The following is a 19437-nucleotide window of genomic DNA, read 5'->3' as shown; positions in this document are numbered from 1 at the left end:
TTCGTGTGCATACCCGCTTGGGGAACGCTGAAAAGGAATTCAGATGTTAGAAAGCAACACAACAACCAATCCGATAGCGCGTGATGAATTGTCTGTTCTTGTACTGGGCGAAGACACACGCAGCTTCCTTTCTGTCATCCGTTCGTTTGGTCGGGCGGGATATAAAGTGCATGTAGTCTGCTACAACCGCAAAAGTCCGGCACTGAGAAGTAAGTACATTTCAGCAAGCTTTTATTACAACTATCAGTCGTTTGACAGTGGAGACTGGCTTTCGAGTGTGCTCGCGCTGGTTTCACGTTACCAATACAACCTCATTTTTCCCTGCGACGAGCGTGCAATCTATCCGCTCTGGCATGCCAAGGCAGCACTTCCCTCCCATACCCAACTCGCCATTGCCAATCAGGAAGCGTTGGTGGCGCTGTTCGACAAATGGAAGACCAAGCAAATCGCCTTAAAGTGCGATGTGCCTGTCGCAGCGGGAGAGTTAATTCAGATCCAGACCGACAGCTATGACCAACTGGTGCAACAGTTTGGCTCTCCGTTTGTACTCAAACCCCTGCAGTCTTTTGAGATGACTTCTCTGGAAAAAAGGAACCAGGTGGTCATCGTAAAATCTGAGGCTGACTATTTGGCGTTTAGTGAAGTCAATAAAGACAGCGGCGAGTATCTGATAGAGGCTTACTTTGAAGGGCAAGGCGAAGGGGTCTCCGTTTTTTCGTGGGATGGACAGGTAAAAATGGCGTTTGCTTACCGGCGTTTGGCCGAACCTGATTCGGGTGGCGGCAGTTCCTACCGTCAGAGCAATCCGTTGGATCCTGAACAGTTAACCGGCGTGGAAGCGATTTGCAGGGAGGCAAAACTGTCCGGGTTGGCGATGTTCGAATTTCGGCGCAACACCCAAACGGGGGAATGGATACTCGTGGAAGTGAATGCGAGAGTCTGGGGCGGATTGCCACTGGCGGAATATGCAGATATCGACTTTCCCCAGATGTACGCCAATCACCTGTTGGGATTGGCGGATAATACGGATTACAGCCACAGCCCCCGCGTTGTCTCTGCCCGCGCCCTGACCGCTGACCTCTACGAGATCAAGCGGGAGTTTGAAAAGATAGCCAACGCAGAAGGGCGCTTGTCCGCATCGGGACACATGGCGGTAAGGCTGGCGAACATTGGCAGGGTACTGTCGACGAAAGAGAGCATCGATAGCCTACGCTTAGATGATGCAAAACCTTTTTTTGCAGAAGTAGGGGCATTTACCGGCAATGTGTTTATGTCGCTGCTTAAACAACAAACGTTCCTGATTAAGTTGCAAAGGATGCGTACGAAAAAACGGTTTACAGCGGCATTACAGTCAAACCCGCACAGGCGGTTCGTTTTCATCTGTTACGGCAATATCATCCGTAGCCCCTTTGCCGAGCGTTATGTTCACGACCACATGGACGAAAAAGGCGTTCACGTGGCGCTGGATTCGTTCGGGTTCCATCATAAAGAGGGCAGGAGCAGCCCAGACATTGCCATCACTGCCGCGCAGCAGCTGAACTGCGATCTCGCACAACACCAGTCCAAATGCCTCACGCAGTACGATCTTCAGGAAACGGATATTGTCATCTACTTCGATGAAAAAAACCGCGCCATGCTGGAGGCCAGTTACCGGGTAAACCATGCCTTTTGCGCGGCGGATTTTCTGGGAAACAGCTACCCGGAACTTGATGAAATCAGCGACCCTTATGAAAGCGATGTCGAGACCATCAGGCGATGCTACGACAAGGTCAAAGTCGCGCTGGATAACCTCATGAGTCTTCACCGGAGGGCGCTGCAGTGATAACGCCCAAGTTCAGTGTCGTCATTCATGCCGAAGAAGAGTTCGACTGGGACGGCGGCTTTTATCCGGCCAATACCGCGGTCACGCATGGCGCCGAGTTAATCCGCTTTGTGGACGCGCTGCTCGATGTCGGTGCTAACGTCACCCTCGCCATGGACTACCCGTTTATCACCAGTGAGGATGGAAAACGGGTAGTCAGTCACTTTAAGCATCTGGATGGCGAGCGGATAGAGTTCGCCACGCACTTACACCCCTGGGTAAACCCGCCCATTCCGGAAGGGACAACCAGCGTGACCAACCGGGAGTCGTTCCCTGGAAACCTGCCAGAGGAAGAAGAATACGCCAAGCTAAAGGCACTGACCGATGAGATTGAGCGCGTCACCGGAACCCGGCCTGTCACCTATCTTGCTGGCAGATATGGGATAGGAAAGCACAGTCGCCAAATCCTGAACTCGCTGGGTTACAAGGTTGATCTGAGTGTCAGCGCTTATACGGATTTTTCCCGGAACGAAGGGCCGGATTTCAGCCTCAGTTCAAACCAAATCACCCGCGATGACACGGTCACGTCCATTCCCCATACATGCTCATTTGTGTGCCCATTACCCTGGGTGGAACAGCACTTTAACCGCAATCCGAGTGACTACCAGAAGTGGGCCAGCAATAAACTGACCGCCATTTTGCTGAAAATCCTGCGTGTTAAAAAATACCGCCTGTCGCCAGAGGGCTTTGGCTTTGCCCATATGAAGGCCGTCACGGAGGCGCAGCTCAGGGTAGGGCAGGAGGTGTACATCGTTTCCCTGCATTCGCCCAGCGTCAAACCCGGTTGTACGCCCTATGTAAAGTCCGAAGCCCAGTACGATGCATTCAAGCACTCACTGGTTACCTACATCGACTACCTGTTACGTCAGAAGAAGGGCGAAGCTTTTCTTCCCGGCTATTTTGTTAAGGACGACTGATGGATATTTACGTGCACCCCTGCAATAAGAAAAACATCGGTGATGAGCTCAACCATTGGTTTTGGCCAGAGCTGATGGGGGACGCGCTGCATACCCATCATGGCAGCCTGTTGGTCGGTATCGGAACGGTATTGAATGACAATCTGCCGAAAGACAGGGACATACACGTGATGGGCAGTGGCGCCGGTTATGGAGAACTGACTCACCACAGTCAGTGGAATATCCACTTTGTGCGGGGCTTTTTGACTGCAAAAGCAATTGGCATTGATAAAGCCAAAGTGGCCTCTGATCCCGGTTTGCTCATCAGCAAGCTAAGGCCACAGAGCTGCGACAAAAAGCACAAATTGTCCTTTATGCCGCATGTGAATATCGACTCACCAAGGTACCGGGATTTTATCCATTCACTGGGCTGGCACTATATCTCTCCCTCCGATGAAGAGAGCGTTGTGCTGGCTGACATCGCGGCGACAGAAAAGCTAATCACCTCGGCGATGCATGGCGCGATTTTGGCTGATGCGTACCGGACTCCCTGGCTTCCTATCAGCACATCGCCGGAAATCCTCAACTTCAAGTGGCAAGACTGGTTCTCCTCTGTCGATATCACGGCAGAACTTGATGTGATGCCGCCGATCTGGCCTGAACCACCGTCAACGCTGGCCGCTAAGGCTAAGGACAAACTCAAGGCGAAGGTGGTCAGACACAAGCTGGAACAACTTGCACAACGTGGTGCGTTCCAGCTCAGCAAAGAGGGCATACTGGAACAAAAACAGGCGCAGATCGTCGCGGAAATTGAGAAAGCCAAGCACCTTTTGCTGAGCCGGGAGGTGTGCAAATGAGCATGATGAATTTTGTCCGCTCCCTCCGGGGCAGGAAAACGCACGTTTACTGTATTGGCGCTGCTAAGACAGGGACGACATCTATCGCGCAGATTTACAACAAAGTCTACCGGACAGCCCATGAGCCCGAGGTGGAACAAACCACAGGCTGCGTGATGGACTACCTGTCGGGTCGGTTATCAGAGACTGAGTGCGCGAAGCGTTTAATGGCGCGGGATAAAAGGCTCAACCTGGAAATGGAGTCTTCACACCCACTGGGATACTTTACACCCCTTCTGGTGTCTTCATTTCCTGATGCCAAATTCCTGGTCACCATCCGGGACCCAAGGTCATGGATTAAATCGCGCATTAACTTTCACCTGAACAAAACTCCGCCAGAATGGAAACCCTACCGGGATTTTATCTGGGCAAGACACCACACGGGATTCAGCAAAGAGGAACAGTACCTTGAGGCGTTGGGACTGTTTTCATTGGAGGCATACCTCAAGCAGTACGCCGAGCAATACCGGATAATTTTTGATGCCGTGCCTGAAGAGAGGTTGATGGTGCTAAAAACCAGCGAGATCTCCGAAAGTGTCGGGAGGATCAGTGACTTTGTCGGCTATGAAGGCAAAGCATTGGCACCAGTACACACTAACAAGCTGGCGGACAGCGTGAAAATCCATGAAAAAATACCGCCCGAGTTTATTGATGCCAAGGTTGAAGAGTGCTGCGGGTGGCTAATGAAGGCGTATTTTTAACATGGACGCCAAAGGTGATGCGCATCAACCGGCAGATCAGCCATTGATCTCTGTGGTCATGGCGACATCGAACCGGCCTGAACTTGCGCTCAGGGCGGTGAAGTCGGTATTGCAGCAAACTTACGCCAACAAAGAAGTCATTGTGATAAACAATGGTTCGACGGAGGAAAATGTCGCCAGGTATCAAACCCTGTTCGACGGTTTGCCTATCCGTCATGTGAACCTGAATAACTGCCTTGGCGAAGGCTTTGGCCCATCAAAAGCGAGAAACTTCGGTATAGGGCTGGCGCGTGGCGGGTATGTGGCCTTTTGCGATGACGATGATGAGTGGGTCGATGAGGGTTACCTCAGTGCGGTCGCTGAGATTATTCAAAAAACAAAAGCCGATGTGATTTTTGCCGATCAGGAGACAGAGTTCTGCGACGGCAAGGAGAACAAAGATAGCTGGTTTCGCCCCGAACTCGTAAACCAGTTTGCCCAACCTCTCGGGGAAGCTTCCTGCTACGAGATTGACCTGAACTACTTTTACACCCATGGCGGTTTTCCGCACCTCAATGCATCAGTCTACGCGTTATCCCATCTTTCAATATACGGCAGCTTCTACGAACTCATCACCTATGAAGAGGATTGTGAGCTTTTCCATCGGCTGTCAGTTAATGCCGACAGGGTGATTTATTACAACAAGGTAGTAAGTAAACACTACGCGCCTGACCGTTCAAAAAAGGACAACGTCTCCACAAAAACCGACGAGTTAGATGTTCAGCTCATGCGGGCGACTCTGTTCAACCGTTTAATGACGACGAGCGATCGCAATGAGTTCCTCACTTTTGTCCGGCGGCATTGCCGTTATGCGCTGACGCGCGCTGCCATCGTGTTGATTGAACGCGATAAAGTACGTTCGGCGCTGGTGCTGATCCGTCAGGCGCTAGGCTGTGAGTTTAAGGCCAGTTTGATCGTGCTCTACCTAAGGGCGTTGACCCGAGGTTTAAGCCGTACCCAGCCTAAATCAAAGCTGCCTGAACAAGGCGAGCAGCCATGACGACCAAAGTGGTTAAACTCTTCAAAGGAGTGAACTGGCTGCTTTTTGTCACCTGGTACACCCAAATTGCGGGCATGCTGTCGTTTTTCATTCTGGCGAGGTATCTGAGCAAGGATGACTTTGGTGTTATCGCTGGGTGTTTTGTGGTGCAGGGCTTCTTCGCTGTTATCGCCAATGTGGGCACCAACCACTATCTGATACGCAAAAAAGAGGTCACAAAGGAAGACCTTGATATTGCGTTTACCATCAATTTTTCCACCCGGACATTGATTGCGATAGCGATTTTCCTGCTGGCGAACCCGCTGGCGTCGTTTATGAAAATCCCCGATTTGGAAATGGTGCTGAAAGTAATGTCACTTTCGCCATTTTTCATCGGGTTACACAATCCGGCCGTGAGCCTGAAACTCAAAGATCTGGACTATTCGGCCATCTCCTACCTGCGAACCATCACCAAGACGATATCGACCACGCTGACCGTGGTTATCACGATTTACTATCAAACCTATTGGGCAGTGGTAGTGGGCGAAATTGCGTATCAGGCCATCTACGCCATTGGCAGTTATCGGGTTGCAGCCTACAAGCCTAAATTCAGGGTGGTTGATATCCAGAACCAATGGACATTTTCAAAGTGGATCTTGCTGAAAGGGGTCGCCTCATACAGCAAGAACGTGTGTGATAACGTGATTGTCAGCCGGAACTTTGTGCTGTCTGACCTTGGTATGTATAAGTTTTCCAAGGAAGCCTCCAACACCGTGGTGAATTTCCTGATCATGCCCATCACATCGATTTTCTACACTGGCCTTTCCAGCTATGTGGAAGATAATCAGCAACTTGTCGACAAAATATATAAGTTCTTGATGGTGATCTCCCTGCTGTATATGCCAGTCGTTTTTGGCGGCGTATACCTCTCGGAAACGCTCGTGCCCTTTGTGTTTGGGGAGAAATGGGCAGATACCTCAAGTTTGTTTGCCCTGTTCCTCGTCATGACCTTTGCAAGGAACTTCAACCAGGTCTTTTCAGATGTGTTTGTCTTGATTGACCAGGTCAAAAAGCAGTTTCTCTACGAGCTGGTATCCTCTGTGATCGTGATAGCAATCGTTGTTATGGTGTCGTCATTGCCATTGTTCGAGTTTGCGATTTGCCGCGTTATCCTAGCCTATCTTGTGTTGCTGAGCATGATTTTATACCTGTCGAAGATGATTCCGATCAGGGTTGGCAGGGTAATGAAAATAATGATTTTGCCTTTCATACTGTCGGGGGCAATGACCGTCCTTATCCATGCAATAGACGGCTATATCATCCAATGGAGCGATGCTTCCCGTTTGCTGGTGCTTATTGGAACGGGTTTTGTCTTCTACCTCGGCGCTTGTCTTTTTACCTTGAATCTCTTGAAGAAAAGAGTGCCCGACTACCGCTACCTTTACGAATCCGTCATCCTTCACTCCATGTCAGTCATCACGGCAAAAATCGGGGCAAAACTGTCCCGAAGATAGTGTGGACGCTGCACTAAAGTACTGTATTAATTCAAAGAATGCCTTTCTGTCGTGAATGTAGCCATCAATTGCTTCCCTTGTTCTGTTTATAAATGGTCCAACGTTAAATGTGGGAAGTAGTGTATCTTTTTACTTTGCACCAAGAACAACTCCGCGCACGCTAAAGCGTCACTGGCGGCTGAGTGCGACAAGTACTCCGGAAGATGATAGTAACGGCGCAAATCATCCAATTGATAACTGGTGTGCGCACCACTTTTCCCAGCATAGCTAAACAGCTTTTCGATATGCAGAGTGTCGACAAAATATGCAGGAAAGTCTTCTAATTGGAAGCGAGAGGAAAAGTAAGCGTGAATGAAGGCTTTTTCAATGCAGCATCCGTGGGCGAGCACCACTTTGCCCGCGATGCGTTCCAACAACCGACTCATCCCTTCATCCAATGGCAGTCCTTTAGCGAGATCTTGAGGGGTTAAGCCGTTAATTTTTGCTGTTTCTGGTTTGATGAATTGTCCGTGGCAAATGTACCACTCTTTGGAGCTGGCGATATCAATTCGTTCAAGCGTTAGGTCAACCACGCCAATCGATAAGATCTTATCTACTTGCGCATCCACACCTGTGGTTTCAAAGTCCAGCGCAACGAAACTAAGATCCTTTAAGGTTGCCGTGTTATCAACCAAAGGTTGTTGCAGATAGTTTTTCAGCTCTGTGGGCCAATCGTCGACAACGTGAATAGCTTTGCGTTTTTGCTCGGGAGAGAGTGGGGTCTTCCACCGCTTAAACCAACGATTGATCATGGTTACGCTCCTTTCACAAACTTCAATTCTGCGACATCTTGTAGTTCACTGATGATCTTAAATGCATCTTTTAAGTGCTTCCGCTCAAAGCTGCTGAAATCACTAGGGGCGATGTGGTTATCGGGTGTGGTACCAGTCAGAATCGCATTAAGTTGGTGACGGAAACGTACCTGCGTAATAAGGCGATACGCGCCGATGATGTTCTCGACACTATCTTTCGACAAGGTGCCGTGTTGGGCTGCGTAGCGAAAACGCTCTTCTGTTCCGGTTAACGAGCCGCCAGCGGCAAGACTGAAAATACGCGCCAGATCGATGATCAGATTCAATGCGTACTTTTTGATGTTTAACGTGTTGCTGTTTTCACCGCCTTTTTCCAGCACCAAATTATTGAAAATGCCAAGTGGTGGCTGAGTGTCAATCGCATCGCGCACCAACGCTGGTATAAAGCTTGGATTCTTTTGAATGCAGTCATGTAAGTGTTGCTGGATTTGGTCTACAAACTCGCGGTTGCCATGAATGGCACGCACTTCAAGGAACACGCTGATGCTCAATAGCTTATTGTATTCTGGACTGGCCACCCATCTCTGATAGTACTCTTTCCAACGACGAATTGGCTGGCACCACTTTGGTGACGCCGCCATGTATTTACCGTCACAAAGCGGGTAGCCACAAGCTGCCAAACCGTTACATACTCGCATCGCAAGGTGTGTGAAGTACAGTTTGTGTTCTTCGGTGGCGTCATCGGAAAGGACAATCGCACTGTCTTGATCAGACAGCATGTGAACTTCGTTCCGGGCGTGAGAGCCTGCAACTAACCAAGCATAATCACACGGCGGCGGGCCCAATAGTTCCTCATTGAGCTGGATGATGCGGCGCGTGAAAGCGTCCATGATCATCGACATCACACGACCCTGAATTTCCGCACTCACACCGCTTTCTACCAAAGCTTGGAAGATAGATTGACGTTCTTCTTTCAAAGCCGCCAGCGCGTTGAGTGAGCTCGTGTATTTAATTTTCTCGATTAAGAACAAAGACTGTGTACGGTGGTTGTGTACCAAATGCGTCGTCGTCAGAAGTCCTTTCACTTGTTTGCCATGCACAACGGGCAAACAGCGAATGTTGTATTGCAGCATCAAGGAAATGGCTTGAATCACCTTGGCGTCGTCTTCGATCAACACAGGGTTTGGCGTCATGACATCTGCAATGGGCTTACTGGTATCTAAGTCACCCGCAACGACTGATGTCGTCATATCGCGGTCGGTGACTAAACCAATAATTTCGTCATCTTTCATCACGACGGCACAGGAACTGCGCTGTTTGCCGCACATGGTTTGTGCCACACTGCGGATAGAATCGTTCACATCGACGATGGCAATGTCTTCGCTGGCGATCTCGCCTACGGTGCGAAAAAATAGCCCTTTTTCTTCTTTCCGACAAACGTACTTTACTGCTGAGCTCAAGCGCACATTGGCTTGGGCGGCAAAATAGTCGGCAAACTCTGGGTGCTCTTCGCTGACCAGTTTCAGCTCAGAGTGGGGAATCAAATAGAGTAATGAATCTTCAATCGCTTCCGCTTGGTAACCATCTTCGGCATTTTCGAGTGGGTCGAGGAAGGTAAAACCAAACTGGTCATCTTTGCCAAGGCGCGCGCGCAATTCGCCGTTAGGCGTGCGCTGTTCAATAGCTCCGGTTCGGATGATGTAAAGGTAGCGCTGATCGCACAAGGCGCTAAAACCAATGGTTTCTCCGCGCACGAGGTACTTCACCTTGACTGAGTTAGCAATGCCTTCCACCACAAGTATTGGTAATTTATCAAAGGGGTCGATTTTGATTAAAAAGTCGAAGATGTTTGGCGTGGCGGATGTGCCCATTGTTTGCCTCTAAAATGAACCGGCGTTTCATCATTGTTCAAAGTGTCAAGAAAAGCAGCCTCGCGCTGCCTCTTGTTTCTGATTACGCAGGATAACTGTGGTAACCCAATTGCTCAGAAATGTTTTTACTGGCTTGATGCAGCAAGCCTACGTAATACTCCATTCTCTCCTCATCGAAACGGATGGTTGGGAATGAGATAGACAGACCTGCAATGATTTGACCGAAGCGGTTATAAATCGGCGCAGCGATACAACGAAGTCCTGGTTCTTGCTCTTCGTTATCTTCTGCAAAGTGTAAATCACGCACTTTCGCCAATTCTTCTAGCACTTGATCGGTGTTTTCTAATGTTTTCTCTGTATGTTTAATGAACGTGACATCGCTTAAAACCTGACGCACGAAGCTTTCGTCCCGCTCAGACAGTAGCACTTTACCAATTGCTGTACTGTATAGCGGGTTGCGACGGCCAATCCGCGATTGCATACGGAGGTTGTATCCAGAATCGATTTTGTGGATGTAAATGATGGCATTTTCATCTAGCGCACCAAGGTGCAAAGCTTCGTTGGTTTGTTCTGAAATGTGGCGCATTTCTTTGTCGGCCAGTTCAATCAGATCGACGTACTCAAGCGACTTTGCTCCCAACTCGAACAGCTTAAGTGTTAGAGAATACTTATCTGCTTCGCCTTCTTGTGACACGTAACCGAGCGATTTCATGGTTTGCAGAAAACGGTAAGTAGTCGCTTTCGACATCATTAGACGTTGTGAAAGCTCTGAAACGCCTATGGCTTTCTGTTCACCAAGCGATTGAAGTATATGAAAAACCTTAAGTACTGATGAAACCGCTTCAGGCTGAGTCGACTTTTCCATTGTTGCCCCTTTCATTCTTAGTTTTCTGCATTATATCGCTGACAAGCTTAAGAACCAGTATTTTTAAAATGCCTTTTCAAAAATATGAAACCGCGCAATTAGAGAATCCAGAATAACAAGATCGCAATCAATAATTTTAAAACGCCTTTTCAAAAAAAATTGCAAACGTTTATTTTTTGGGTAAGGATGCATGCATAAAAAGTGGCATGGCCAAGACGCCAAATCACGACATTACCTACTACTGAGGAAAACGACATGATTCTTGATTCATTTAACCTTGAGGGAAAAGTGGCCATTGTTACTGGCTGTGACACTGGCTTAGGTCAAGGTATGGCGCTTGGTCTAGCAAAAGCGGGCTGTGACATTGTTGGCGTAAACATCAGCGAACCAACAGAAACGATTGAGAAAGTAGAGGCTGAAGGCCGTAAGTTCGTCGATATCCGCGCTAACTTAATGAAACTAGACGACATCCCAACTATCGTTGACCGCGCAGTAACCGAACTTGGTCGCATTGATATCCTAGTGAACAACGCGGGCATCATTCGTCGTAACGACGCCATCGAGTTTTCTGAGCAAGATTGGGATGACGTAATGAACATCAACGTGAAGTCTGTATTCTTTATGTCTCAAGCGGTTGCAAAACAGTTCATCGCGCAAGGTGAAGGCGGCAAGATCATCAACATCGCATCAATGCTTTCTTTCCAAGGCGGTATTCGCGTGCCTTCTTACACTGCGTCTAAGAGTGGCGTAATGGGTGTGACTCGTCTAATGGCGAACGAATGGGCAAGCCACGGCATCAACGTAAACGCGATTGCTCCGGGTTACATGGCAACCAACAACACGGCGGCATTGCGTGCCGATGAACAGCGCAACAAAGAAATCGTAGACCGTATTCCTGCTGCTCGTTGGGGTACGCCAGAAGATCTAGCTGGCCCTTGTGTATTCCTAGCGTCTAAAGCTGCGGATTACATCAACGGTTACACCATCGCAGTAGATGGTGGTTGGCTAGCGCGCTAATCGAGTTGCAAGAAGGTGATGGTGGATACCACGATATTAGCGCAAGCTTTAGGGTTTATTAGTTTTGGTTTGGGATTCTCCGTCTTCTACCAGAAGAATGACAGGCACCTAAAAATCTTGATGCTGATTTTTAACCTCAATCATCTTCTCCACTTTTTATTGCTGGGTTCGATGGTCTCTGCGCTGAGCGCATTTCTGTCGGCGCTCAGAACGACCACGGCGATTTTTGTCTCGTCGAAACGAGTTGCTGCTGTCTTTATTGTTATCAGTTTAGTCAGTGGCTTTTGGGTAGCAGAGCAATGGCGTGATTTATGGCCGATTATCGGGACGGTGATTGGTACATACTCGGTGTTCTGCTTGTCAGGGATCAGGATGCGCATTGGCTTTTTGCTCGGCGCGTCTTGCTGGCTAACCAATAATATTCTGGTGGGTTCCATTGGTGGAACGCTGTTAGAAATGACCGTGATCGTGATGAATTTATTGACGATTTATCGCTTACATCGTCAGCAATCAGAATCCATGATTAATCAATCAAGTTATTAGGTGAACCATGTTCGTATTTAACCAAGACATTCCGATGGAAGATCTCGGCGAAGGGATTTCACGCAAAGTACTGGCACACAGCGACAACATGATGTCGGTAGAAGTGCACTTTGAAGAAGGTGCAATTGGTGCGATGCACTCACACCCGCACGAGCAGCTGACTTACGTGCTTTCTGGTGAGTTTGAATTCACCATCGGTGATGAGAAAAAAATCGTCAAAACGGGCGATACTATGTACAAAGAGCCAAACATTGAGCATGGCTGTGTTTGTCTGAAAGCGGGTGTACTTATCGATACTTTCACCCCAATGCGCAAAGATTTTGTTTAAGAATTGAAATTTGAATGCGGAGTTTCCGCGGGAGTAACACATGAAAATTGCACTAATGATGGAAAACAGCCAAGCAGCGAAAAACGCAATGGTGGCTGGTGAGCTTAACTCTGTAGCAGGTGGCCTTGGTCACGATGTTTTCAACGTTGGTATGACGGATGAAAACGACCATCACCTAACATACATTCACCTAGGTATCATGGCGAGCATTCTGCTGAACTCAAAAGCTGTGGACTTCGTGGTAACCGGTTGTGGTACTGGCCAAGGTGCATTGATGTCTTGCAACCTACACCCTGGCGTTGTTTGTGGTTACTGCCTAGAGCCATCTGATGCGTTCTTATTCAACCAAATCAATAACGGCAACGCTGTCTCTCTGGCATTTGCAAAAGGTTTTGGTTGGGCGGGTGAACTGAACGTTCGCTACATCTTCGAAAAAGCGTTTACAGGTAAACGTGGTGAAGGTTACCCAATCGAGCGCGCGGCACCTCAGCAAGCGAACGCGGCTATCCTAAACAACGTGAAATCAGCGGTAGCAAAAGATGTAGTTGAAGGTCTACGTGCTGTCGACCAAGAGCTAGTGAAAACTGCAGTAGGCAGCACGCAATTCCAAGAGTGTTTCTTTGCGCACTGCCAAGTGCCGGAAATTGCACAATATGTGAAGTCACTACTAGACTAAGCACTCATTTTATCGGGAAATAGGTTAAGGCCAGCCATTGTGCTGGCTTTTTTGTTTTTAAGCCGGAGAGAATGCCATGCTCGTTGCGCCGATTACTTCACTACAGACTTGGTTTCCTGAGCATCTCGTTTTGCCTTTGTGGTCTGAGCCTCAAATCCCCTCCGATTTGGTGCAAAGTTATCAAGAAAGAAATCCGAACGAGTTGTTACCAGATCGCGCAGTGTTTGACATCACGCATCCCGAAATTGTCGTGTTTGAACCAGAGCAATCCAACGGGATTGGTATTTTATTGATGCCCGGTGGTGGTTATCAGCGAGTCTCGGTGGATAAAGAAGGGGCGGACAGCGCACGCGTGTTGAACCAAGCAGGTTTTACCGTGTTTGTGATGACCTATCGCATGCCAAACGAAGGGCACGAATTTGGAGCTTGGACGCCACTGGCAGACGCGCAGCGAGCAATGCGCTTGGTGCGCCAGTTGCCTTTGGCATCTCATTTATCATCAATTGGCGTGTTAGGTTTCTCGGCTGGCGGACACGTTGCAGCGAGCTTAGCGACGAGTTACGCATTGGATGTTTATCCTCTTCAAGATGAGGCGGACTGTGTATCTGCCAAGCCCGATTTTTGCGCTTTGATGTACCCGGTGATCAGTATGAACACCGACATTGCACATATGGGCTCGCGTGCCGAGTTACTGGCTAATTTGGAATGTGAATCTGAACCTCCCCGATTCTCGCTAGAAAAACAGGTGACGTCAGACATGCCGCCTTGTTTTCTTTTACATGCCAGTGACGATACCGCCGTGAGCGTAGAGAACAGCGTCGTGTTTTGGCTAGCACTTCGCCAGCACGGAATCGCGACCGAAATGCACTTGTTTGAGCAAGGCAAACACGGTTTTGGCATTCGCGATGCACAAGGTTTACCCGTCGCGGTGTGGCCGCAATTACTCTCTGCTTGGTTACAAAACCTTGCCGAGGGACAAAGCCGATAGATCAAGCTCACGAATAAATGAACCGATGTTTTAAATTAATTGTTGACTGGTTTTGTAATTGCGATAATGGCGACATCAAATACTGAGGAGACTTCCCATGAACCCTATCAGTCGTGTCGCTATCATCGGCGAATGTATGGTGGAGCTTAGAAAACACAACTGCGAACTACAGCAAGGTTTTGGCGGCGATACGCTCAATACCGCGGTGTACTTGTCTCGTCTAACCAAACAACACGGCGTTGAAACTTCGTATGTGACGGGGCTAGGGCATGATCCGTTTAGTCGTGAAATGCTAACGGCATGGCGTGAAGAGGGGATCAATACGAATATGGTCTACCTTTCAGAAGATAAATTGCCGGGCATCTATGCGATTGAAACTGCAGAAGATGGCGAGCGCAGCTTCTTTTACTGGCGCAATGATGCGGCGGCAAAATACTGGCTGCGTGAGCGTACATTGCAGTCATTGGTCAAAGATCTTTGTCAACATCAAATGATCTACCTGAGTGGCATTAGCTTGGCGATTATTTCGGATGATTGTCGTCAGGTGTTGATTGAGTTGCTAACAAAGTGCCGTAAAGAAGGTGTCAAAATCGCATTCGATAACAACTTCCGTCCTAAGCTTTGGCCAAACATCGAGCAAGCCCGTGATTTTTACTCAAAGATCCTCAGTATTTCCGACATGGCATTTTTGACCTTTGATGACGAGGTCATGCTGTGGGGAGATAAGCACGAAGACGAAGCGATTAGCCGTACGAAAAACTTTGGAGTGAAAGAGATCATCGTTAAACGTGGCGCCGATGACTGCTTTGTTGTGACAAATGATCAACAACACACCATTGCGGCCTTGAAGGTCGATGCTGTGGTGGATACCACGGCGGCGGGTGACTCTTTCAGCGCGGGTTATCTTGCAAAACGAATTTTAGGCGGAGGCGTAGCTGAGTCTGCGCTTGCTGGGCACAAAGTGGCTGGCACGGTTATTCAACATCGCGGCGCGATCATTCCAAGCCAAGCGATGCCAACTATCTAAGGAACGATGAAATGAAAGATCTGAACCAACAACTTTCAGAAATTAAAGTAGTCCCTGTTATCGCGATCAAAGACGCAGGCAAGGCAGTGAAACTGGCACAAGTGCTGATTGAAAATGGCCTGCCATGTGCTGAAGTGACGTTCCGTACTGAAGATGCCGCTTTAGCGATCAAAAACATGCGCGAAGCGTACCCAGAGATGTTAATTGGTGCGGGAACTGTGCTGACAAGCGCGCAAGTGGATGACGCGATTGATGCGGGCGTGGACTTTATTGTGAGCCCAGGCTTTAACCCAACTACAGTGAAATACTGCCAACAGCGCAACGTGACCATCGTCCCTGGTGTCAACAACCCAAGCTTGGTTGAACAAGCCATGGAAATGGGGCTGCGTACGCTGAAGTTTTTCCCGGCAGAACCGTCAGGCGGCGTCGCGATGCTAAAAGCCCTATCTGCGGTTTACCCTGTGAAATTCATGCCAACTGGTGGCGTGAGTCCAAGCAATGTTAAAGATTACTTGTCTATTTCTTCCGTCTTAGCGTGTGGTGGTACTTGGATGGTACCAGGCGATTTGATTGATAACGAGCAATGGGATGAACTGGCGAAGCTGGTTCGTCAAGTTGCAAGAATCATCGAATAATTCCTTTTCCTGGTTAGCATTGAAAACTATCGTAGATAGCCGAACGATCTTTTGAGAAATTTGCCAACGCCTGTGGCTCCACCGCAGGCGTTTTTTATACGTAGTTAAAATCCAGTACTGCGGTATTGTGCCGAAGAAAGTCGTGCAATGGTCACCGACACTGTTCACCTACCTCCGCTTACGGCGATCAAAGTCAATGGAAAGCTTAACCATATGAATAACTGTTCTGGTTTGTGGGCAAACCATACTCGAATACCTTCTATATCGGTTTCTGCTCGTAATCTTCGATAGCGACGCGCAAAAAACGCGTCGGCGGTGAAAAATCCCAACGCGTTCCCCTAAAGTAGAACATCACGCTGATACCAGCATCATGCGCTTTGGCTGCCCTACCCGTAAACGTCCACACTCATGAATGCGGTTGCGACAACCATCCGCCACATCATGGTTCCTCCGCTTTGAAAGAGCTCGTTCGACGAGTTGGAAAAGCAGCGAAATTGCCATCCGGCGATCCCAATAAAGAGCCGATAGATCATTGCGCGCATCGGATCTAATAAAGCCATGCGTCATGGTTCACTAAAAAGACAAAACACCGTTTCAAAGATCACAAAGGCATCGATAAAAACTTTATTAGCATGTAACAGTCTGTATATTAAAACTTTATGTCATATAAATCAAAATGGTGTTTCAAAATGAAAGTTAGATACCTTACATCTGCACTCTTACTTGCAATGGCTTCTGGTTTAGCGGCTGCTGCATCGGTGGATATTCGTCATGAATATGTGCCCGACCGTGATGGCGACGAGAATCGAGATCGTGTCTACGTTTCTCACCGTTTCGACAACCAAATCGGTTTTAGTGTGGAAGCAAAATGGAACTACAAAGATGGTCATATGGGCAATGCTGGTCATGAAACTGGCGTGAGTTACCTTTGGAAAGCGACCGACAACTTCTCATTAACGCCGAGCATTAACATTGATTCTAGCCCATCGGGTGCGTCAGTGTTCAAGTACAACTTGACGGGTGCGTACAAAATAAATGACGAGTGGGATGTCGCAGCGCGTATTCGTCATGGGTACAAAAACACGGACGACTCACGTTACAACCAGCTGAACTTTTATGCTAACCGTAAGTTTGAATGGGGCAAGCTTGGCGTAGAAGCCGAGTACAAAGATATTCATGGCAGTGACGGTGGATGGAAAGACAAAGGTCATGATCAGCTGATCGACTTTAAAGGCGAATATACCAAGCTAGAAAGTGGCGTGATTCCATTCTTCTCTATCGCGGCTATCACGCATAACGGTGATGGCTCAGAGTTTAAAGATGAATATGTTCCTCGTTTCCGGGTCGGTTTGAAATACAACTTCTGACAAGGAAAAGTGACAATGAAACAACACACTTTAGCCTTGTGCCTTGCAGCTATATTAGCACCAGCCGGAGACGCTGCTGAGATTAAAGTCGAAGACCTCACTTGGAAAGCTATCACTTTTGGTCAATCGACCGACATGAACTTCGGCTCGACTATTTTGCCGGAAAAAGTGGGTGTGAACCAAGTGACGGTCAATGGTGAGGCTGTCGCTGCTGGTAAGTTAGCCTCCACATTTACTATTGAAAGCCGCGGTGGCAAGTTAGCCAACTCGCATGAAGGGCTCACATTTTACTACACTGAGCTGCCGACCGATGTGAACTTTACCCTCAGTGCGGATGTGGTGCTCGAACAGCTTGGCCCGGAAACAGGGGCGACACCAAACCGCCAAGAAGGCGCAGGTTTGATGGTTCGCGATATTTTAGGTGCCGAACGTTTGGTGCTGCAACCTGAAGGCCATGAAGAGTTTCCCTCTGCATCGAACATGGTGATGAACCTAATGCGTTCTCACACACGAACGAATGATGGTATGGCTAATATCAACGCGTCGTTTCGTGAAGGTATTTACCAACCTTGGGGGACGCAGGGTAACCGTTTAAGCCGTGTCGATTATGTGGAAAGGGTGCCTTACGGTACTGCTGAAACCTACCGCATGACGCTGACACGCACCAATGATGGCTTCAAAGTCAGCTACCGAAATGGCGACAAAGTCGTTGAACAAGTAGTAAAAGGTGCGAATGCCAATATTGTTGAAATGCAAAACTCAAACTCGCAATACGTCGGTTTCTTTGCATCACGCAATGCAAAAATGACGGTGAGCAATGTCGATTTGAAGCTTGCTGCGGCGGATACCGTGGACGCTCCAAAATACGTGGCCAAGCAGGGAGAACTGGTATTCCAAATCGCTTCTTCACCTCGGTCTGCAACCAAGGCGTATCCGGTTCAAGCTCGTGCTAATTACTCGGGTGGATTTGAAGTTTTACACAATGGCAAACCGGTTGCGAAGCAAACCGTGACGGCGGGCGAGTTGTTCAGCCAGTGGCTGACACTCGAAAGCGGCACGAATCAAATGGAAGTGAAATTCACCGCCATTGACGGACCAAACAAAGAGACACAAGCGCACCGTTACGGCGTTGACGTTGTTTCTCTGCCAGACGCTATGACGCTATATGTAGCTCCAAATGGCAGCGACAAAGGCAACGGATCCCAAGCACAACCGTTTGATTTGGCGACCGCAATAGAACTGCTTCCTGCTGGTGGCACCATCATTTTGAAAGATGGCGACTACCAAGGGATGGAAATTCCGCTGACGGCGAGTGGCAGTGTCGACAAGCTCAAGCACCTACGTGCGGAAGGAGATAATGTTCGCTTTGTTTCGGAACTTGTCCACGAAGCAAATTACTGGCATTACCAAGGTATTGAAGTCGCGGGTGCACAGTTCATTGTTTATGGTAGCCACAACATCTTCGAAAAAATGGTGACTCACGGCGCGCCAGACACTGGCTTCGTGATCACATCTCCTGAAAACATTGGCCGAGCATTGTGGGCTAGTTACAACCAAGTAATTGAAAGCGAAAGCTACAACAACTTGGATCCCTCTCAGATTAACGCAGACGGTTTTGCGGCCAAGATGCGCATCGGCGATGGCAATATCTTCATCCGTTGTTTGTCTCACCACAACATTGATGACGGTTGGGATTTGTTCAACAAAGTGGAAGATGGTGCAAACGGCGCGGTGACCATTTTGGATTCCATCTCGTTCAGCAATGGTCGCACCCTCGATATTACCAACAAGGGTGGCACGATCGGTAACGGCTTCAAGCTGGGCGGGGAGGGGATTCCGGTTCCACATGTAGTGAAAAACAGCTTGTCTTTTAACAACAACATGGATGGATTTACGGACAACTTTAATCCTGGTGCACTGGTATTGAGCGATAACGTGTCAATTGATAACAAGCGTTTCAACTACTTGTTCCGCAAGAGCCCATATTCCGGCGAGATTGAACAAGGCACGTTTACCAATAACCGTTCTTACCGATTCCACGTCAGCAGTAAATATGACGACGTGATCAACAGTGCAAAATCGACTAGCAATGCGTTGGTCAAAAATGGCATGACGTACACCAGTGATGGCAAAGCGGTCGACAGCAAAATGCTTGCGCCGTTAAAGCAAGCTGCGGTGATTAATACCCAACAAGCTATTCCGGGTAAGAAAGAGGCGACGCTGCTTAAGCAACTTATTCACTAACGTGTGACAAGGGCTCTCGGGAGCCCTTTTTCATTAAAACTCACCTTACAACGGTCTCATTTTTCGCCTTTCTACTTGTCAGTGACAATATCTTTTGGGTTCTAAGATTACCCAAGGGAATGCTGCAACTACGAGTATGGATCCGCAATTATTTACAAGATGCTCATTATTGATCTTCATCACGCTTGAGCACAAAAGA

18 protein-coding genes are annotated in these 19437 nt (G+C 48.4%); 15 read left to right on the top strand and 3 right to left on the bottom strand.

Annotated features, from left to right (window positions below):
* Nucleotides 1–43 precede the first annotated feature (43 nt).
* From KU854_RS18120 to KU854_RS18095, 6 genes are read left to right on the top strand one after another with little or no spacing between them, the layout of a single operon-like run.
* Nucleotides 44–1822 (top strand): arsenate reductase/protein-tyrosine-phosphatase family protein, encoded by a 1779-nt coding sequence (locus KU854_RS18120; RefSeq protein WP_218359821.1) that lies wholly within the window; start codon nucleotides 44–46, stop codon nucleotides 1820–1822.
* Entirely contained in the window at nucleotides 1819–2778 is a 960-nt protein-coding gene (locus KU854_RS18115; RefSeq protein WP_218359820.1) for a polysaccharide deacetylase family protein, read from the top strand. The genes KU854_RS18120 and KU854_RS18115 overlap by 4 nt, the downstream gene beginning before the upstream one ends.
* Entirely contained in the window at nucleotides 2778–3614 is an 837-nt protein-coding gene (locus KU854_RS18110; protein WP_218359819.1) for a polysaccharide pyruvyl transferase family protein, read from the top strand. The genes KU854_RS18115 and KU854_RS18110 overlap by 1 nt, the downstream gene beginning before the upstream one ends.
* On the top strand, nucleotides 3611–4354 hold the full coding sequence (locus KU854_RS18105) for a sulfotransferase (protein WP_218359818.1): 744 nt from the start codon (nucleotides 3611–3613) through the stop codon (nucleotides 4352–4354). The genes KU854_RS18110 and KU854_RS18105 overlap by 4 nt, the downstream gene beginning before the upstream one ends.
* A 1-nt stretch (nucleotide 4355) precedes the next feature.
* Nucleotides 4356–5393, top strand: coding sequence for a glycosyltransferase family 2 protein (locus KU854_RS18100; RefSeq protein WP_218359817.1), 1038 nt, complete (start codon nucleotides 4356–4358; stop codon nucleotides 5391–5393).
* On the top strand, nucleotides 5390–6886 hold the full coding sequence (locus tag KU854_RS18095) for an oligosaccharide flippase family protein (RefSeq protein WP_218359816.1): 1497 nt from the start codon (nucleotides 5390–5392) through the stop codon (nucleotides 6884–6886). The genes KU854_RS18100 and KU854_RS18095 overlap by 4 nt, the downstream gene beginning before the upstream one ends.
* A gap of 86 nt (nucleotides 6887–6972) precedes the next feature.
* Here KU854_RS18095 and KU854_RS18090 read toward each other — a convergent pair whose 3' ends face one another.
* The 3 genes from KU854_RS18090 to kdgR all read right to left on the bottom strand — a co-directional run bounded on the left by KU854_RS18090 (nucleotide 6973) and on the right by kdgR (nucleotide 10413).
* Nucleotides 6973–7677, bottom strand: coding sequence for an exonuclease domain-containing protein (locus KU854_RS18090; protein ID WP_218359815.1), 705 nt, complete (start codon nucleotides 7675–7677; stop codon nucleotides 6973–6975).
* Between the two features lie 2 nt (nucleotides 7678–7679).
* Nucleotides 7680–9548: a DUF294 nucleotidyltransferase-like domain-containing protein gene (locus KU854_RS18085; RefSeq protein WP_218359814.1), complete on the bottom strand. Its 1869-nt coding sequence runs from the start codon at nucleotides 9546–9548 to the stop codon at nucleotides 7680–7682.
* 82 nt (nucleotides 9549–9630) lie between these two features.
* Nucleotides 9631–10413 (bottom strand): DNA-binding transcriptional regulator KdgR, encoded by a 783-nt coding sequence (kdgR, locus tag KU854_RS18080; RefSeq protein ID WP_218359813.1) that lies wholly within the window; start codon nucleotides 10411–10413, stop codon nucleotides 9631–9633.
* Nucleotides 10414–10668: 255 nt separating this feature from the next.
* Here kdgR and kduD point away from each other — a divergent pair, with 255 nt between their 5' ends.
* The 9 genes from kduD to KU854_RS18035 all read left to right on the top strand — a co-directional run bounded on the left by kduD (nucleotide 10669) and on the right by KU854_RS18035 (nucleotide 19238).
* Nucleotides 10669–11430 carry a 2-dehydro-3-deoxy-D-gluconate 5-dehydrogenase KduD gene (kduD, locus tag KU854_RS18075; RefSeq protein WP_005482916.1) on the top strand — a complete coding sequence of 254 codons (762 nt, stop codon included), beginning with the start codon at nucleotides 10669–10671 and terminating at the stop codon, nucleotides 11428–11430.
* Between the two features lie 18 nt (nucleotides 11431–11448).
* The gene (locus tag KU854_RS18070) at nucleotides 11449–11973 is read left to right on the top strand and encodes a YgjV family protein (protein ID WP_218359844.1); all 525 of its coding nucleotides are present in this window, start codon (nucleotides 11449–11451) and stop codon (nucleotides 11971–11973) included.
* Nucleotides 11974–11980: 7 nt separating this feature from the next.
* Nucleotides 11981–12301: a cupin domain-containing protein gene (locus tag KU854_RS18065; protein WP_005467181.1), complete on the top strand. Its 321-nt coding sequence runs from the start codon at nucleotides 11981–11983 to the stop codon at nucleotides 12299–12301.
* 40 nt (nucleotides 12302–12341) lie between these two features.
* The gene (locus KU854_RS18060) at nucleotides 12342–12977 is read left to right on the top strand and encodes an RpiB/LacA/LacB family sugar-phosphate isomerase (RefSeq protein ID WP_218359812.1); all 636 of its coding nucleotides are present in this window, start codon (nucleotides 12342–12344) and stop codon (nucleotides 12975–12977) included.
* A gap of 76 nt (nucleotides 12978–13053) precedes the next feature.
* The gene (locus tag KU854_RS18055) at nucleotides 13054–13965 is read left to right on the top strand and encodes an alpha/beta hydrolase (protein WP_218359811.1); all 912 of its coding nucleotides are present in this window, start codon (nucleotides 13054–13056) and stop codon (nucleotides 13963–13965) included.
* A gap of 97 nt (nucleotides 13966–14062) precedes the next feature.
* On the top strand, nucleotides 14063–14992 hold the full coding sequence (gene kdgK, locus KU854_RS18050) for a 2-dehydro-3-deoxygluconokinase (protein ID WP_218359810.1): 930 nt from the start codon (nucleotides 14063–14065) through the stop codon (nucleotides 14990–14992).
* 11 nt (nucleotides 14993–15003) lie between these two features.
* Nucleotides 15004–15627, top strand: a complete 624-nt coding sequence (locus KU854_RS18045; RefSeq protein WP_218359809.1) for a bifunctional 4-hydroxy-2-oxoglutarate aldolase/2-dehydro-3-deoxy-phosphogluconate aldolase — start codon at nucleotides 15004–15006, stop codon at nucleotides 15625–15627.
* A 689-nt stretch (nucleotides 15628–16316) separates the two neighbouring features.
* Complete coding sequence (locus KU854_RS18040; protein ID WP_218359808.1) at nucleotides 16317–16994, top strand: oligogalacturonate-specific porin KdgM family protein; 678 nt, start codon at nucleotides 16317–16319, stop codon at nucleotides 16992–16994.
* 15 nt (nucleotides 16995–17009) lie between these two features.
* Entirely contained in the window at nucleotides 17010–19238 is a 2229-nt protein-coding gene (locus KU854_RS18035; protein WP_218359807.1) for a right-handed parallel beta-helix repeat-containing protein, read from the top strand.
* Nucleotides 19239–19437 lie beyond the last annotated feature (199 nt).

This window comes from Enterovibrio paralichthyis (assembly GCF_019209835.1).
Lineage (GTDB): Bacteria > Pseudomonadota > Gammaproteobacteria > Enterobacterales > Vibrionaceae > Enterovibrio > Enterovibrio paralichthyis.
The sequence above is the reverse complement of the archived record's forward strand: the minus strand, read 5'-3'. Positions and strand labels throughout refer to the sequence as shown.

Coding starts and splice junctions, on each gene's coding strand:
- KU854_RS18065 (WP_005467181.1), top strand. CDS start 11,981: ATGTTCGTATTTAACCAAGACATTCCGATGGAAGATCTCGGCGAAGGG.
- KU854_RS18100 (WP_218359817.1), top strand. CDS start 4,356: ATGGACGCCAAAGGTGATGCGCATCAACCGGCAGATCAGCCATTGATC.
- KU854_RS18060 (WP_218359812.1), top strand. CDS start 12,342: ATGAAAATTGCACTAATGATGGAAAACAGCCAAGCAGCGAAAAACGCA.
- KU854_RS18110 (WP_218359819.1), top strand. CDS start 2,778: ATGGATATTTACGTGCACCCCTGCAATAAGAAAAACATCGGTGATGAG.
- KU854_RS18045 (WP_218359809.1), top strand. CDS start 15,004: ATGAAAGATCTGAACCAACAACTTTCAGAAATTAAAGTAGTCCCTGTT.
- kduD (WP_005482916.1), top strand. CDS start 10,669: ATGATTCTTGATTCATTTAACCTTGAGGGAAAAGTGGCCATTGTTACT.
- KU854_RS18085 (WP_218359814.1), bottom strand. CDS start 9,548: ATGGGCACATCCGCCACGCCAAACATCTTCGACTTTTTAATCAAAATC.
- KU854_RS18070 (WP_218359844.1), top strand. CDS start 11,449: ATGGTGGATACCACGATATTAGCGCAAGCTTTAGGGTTTATTAGTTTT.
- KU854_RS18035 (WP_218359807.1), top strand. CDS start 17,010: ATGAAACAACACACTTTAGCCTTGTGCCTTGCAGCTATATTAGCACCA.
- KU854_RS18105 (WP_218359818.1), top strand. CDS start 3,611: ATGAGCATGATGAATTTTGTCCGCTCCCTCCGGGGCAGGAAAACGCAC.
- KU854_RS18040 (WP_218359808.1), top strand. CDS start 16,317: ATGAAAGTTAGATACCTTACATCTGCACTCTTACTTGCAATGGCTTCT.
- KU854_RS18090 (WP_218359815.1), bottom strand. CDS start 7,677: ATGATCAATCGTTGGTTTAAGCGGTGGAAGACCCCACTCTCTCCCGAG.
- KU854_RS18120 (WP_218359821.1), top strand. CDS start 44: ATGTTAGAAAGCAACACAACAACCAATCCGATAGCGCGTGATGAATTG.
- kdgK (WP_218359810.1), top strand. CDS start 14,063: ATGAACCCTATCAGTCGTGTCGCTATCATCGGCGAATGTATGGTGGAG.
- KU854_RS18055 (WP_218359811.1), top strand. CDS start 13,054: ATGCTCGTTGCGCCGATTACTTCACTACAGACTTGGTTTCCTGAGCAT.
- kdgR (WP_218359813.1), bottom strand. CDS start 10,413: ATGGAAAAGTCGACTCAGCCTGAAGCGGTTTCATCAGTACTTAAGGTT.
- KU854_RS18095 (WP_218359816.1), top strand. CDS start 5,390: ATGACGACCAAAGTGGTTAAACTCTTCAAAGGAGTGAACTGGCTGCTT.